At 47.6% G+C, this 1,819-nt stretch carries 1 protein-coding gene and 1 pseudogene; one reads left to right on the top strand and one right to left on the bottom strand.

Annotation, left to right across the window (positions count from 1 at the left end; genetic code table 11):
• Positions 1-113: 113 nt before the first annotated feature.
• Positions 114-1,729 (top strand): annotated as a pseudogene (locus BHE85_RS14560) (penicillin acylase family protein); the annotation flags it as partial.
• A 22-nt stretch (positions 1,730-1,751) separates the two neighbouring features.
• Here the strand turns inward: BHE85_RS14560 and BHE85_RS27545 are convergent.
• Positions 1,752-1,819: hypothetical protein (locus BHE85_RS27545; RefSeq protein WP_241551019.1), on the bottom strand; the 68-nt coding region annotated here is incomplete at its 5' end.

Raw genomic sequence — 1,819 nt, 5'->3', positions numbered from 1 at the left:
GTGCGCTGGGTTATCGCTCGCCACGGGAATATCTGCGGCAGCGGGCTTGTAATGGGTTAAGTGATAACAGATGTCTGGAAATATAGGGGCAAATCCAGAAAAATAGAAATCGTATGATCGTGAACTGTGTTACTGCTTCCCTGATGTATTATTGGAGCTTACCTGCACTGGCTGAGCAGTCGTCAAGTGAGATAAAGATTGTTCGCGATGAATACGGCATGCCGCATATTTATGCCAATGATACATGGCACCTATTTTATGGCTATGGCTATGTAGTAGCACAAGATCGCCTTTTTCAGATGGAAATGGCACGTCGCAGTACTCAAGGGACTGTCGCGGAAGTGCTTGGCAAAGATTTTGTGAAATTTGATAAAGATATCCGTCGTAACTACTGGCCGGATGCTATCCGGGCGCAAATTGATGCCCTTTCCCCAGAGGATATGTCCATTCTGCAAGGCTACGCTGATGGAATGAATGCCTGGATTGATAAGGTAAATACCAATCCAGAGACGCTCTTACCAAAACAGTTTAATACATTTGGCTTTACTCCTAAGCGCTGGGAACCGTTTGATGTCGCGATGATATTTGTGGGCACCATGGCAAACCGCTTCTCTGATAGCACTAGCGAAATTGATAATCTGGCACTGCTAACGGCTTTAAAAGATAAATATGGTGTATCACAAGGCATGGCGGTATTTAATCAGTTGAAATGGCTGGTAAACCCATCAGCGCCAACCACTATTGCCGTACAAGAGAGTAGCTACCCACTTAAATTTAATCAGCAAAACTCGCAAACAGCAGCTCTGTTGCCACGCTACGATTTACCTGCACCAATGCTTGACCGACCAGCAAAAGGGGCGGATGGCGCACTGCTGGCGTTAACAGCAGGGAAGAACCGGGAAACTATTGCTGCACAATTTGCACAGGGTGGTGCCAATGGTCTGGCGGGGTATCCAACGACCAGCAATATGTGGGTGATCGGCAAAAGCAAAGCCCAGGATGCGAAAGCAATCATGGTAAATGGTCCGCAGTTTGGCTGGTATGCGCCTGCGTATACTTATGGTATTGGTCTGCACGGTGCTGGTTATGATGTCACTGGCAATACACCATTTGCCTATCCTGGGCTGGTTTTTGGTCATAATGGTGTGATTTCCTGGGGATCAACGGCAGGTTTCGGCGATGATGTCGATATTTTTGCTGAACGGCTGTCGGCAGAGAAACCAGGCTACTACTTATATAATTGTAAGTGGGTGAAAATGTTAAGCCGTGAGGAAACCATTACGGTGAAAAATGGTCAGGCAGAGACCTTTACTGTCTGGCGTACGGTGCATGGCAACATTCTCCAAACTGACCAGACGACACAAACGGCTTACGCTAAATCCCGCGCATGGGATGGTAAAGAGGTGGCGTCTTTGCTGGCCTGGACTCATCAGATGAAGGCCAAAAATTGGCAGGAGTAGCGAAACAAGCACTGACCATCAACTGGTACTATGCTGATGTAAACGGCAATATTGGTTATGTTCATACTGGTGCTTATCCAGATCGTCAATCAGGCCATGATCCGCGATTACCCGTTCCTGGTACGGGAAAATGGGACTGGAAAGGGCTATTGCCTTTTGAAATGAACCCTAAGGTGTATAACCCCCTGTCGGGATATATTGCTAACTGGAACAATTCTCCCCAAAAAGATTATCCCGCTTCGGATCTGTTTGCCTTTTTGTGGGGGGGCCCCTATTAAGTTGTCAAGCATGTTATGACCCCTGCGGGGTATAAAAAGTCCCGTCGCGCATCATGGCGAACAGAACGTCGCAGCGTCGTC

The organism is Shigella sp. FC1567 (assembly GCF_001743015.1).
Taxonomy (GTDB): domain Bacteria; phylum Pseudomonadota; class Gammaproteobacteria; order Enterobacterales; family Enterobacteriaceae; genus Escherichia; species Escherichia coli.
This window is presented reverse-complemented; position numbering and strand designations above follow the sequence as displayed.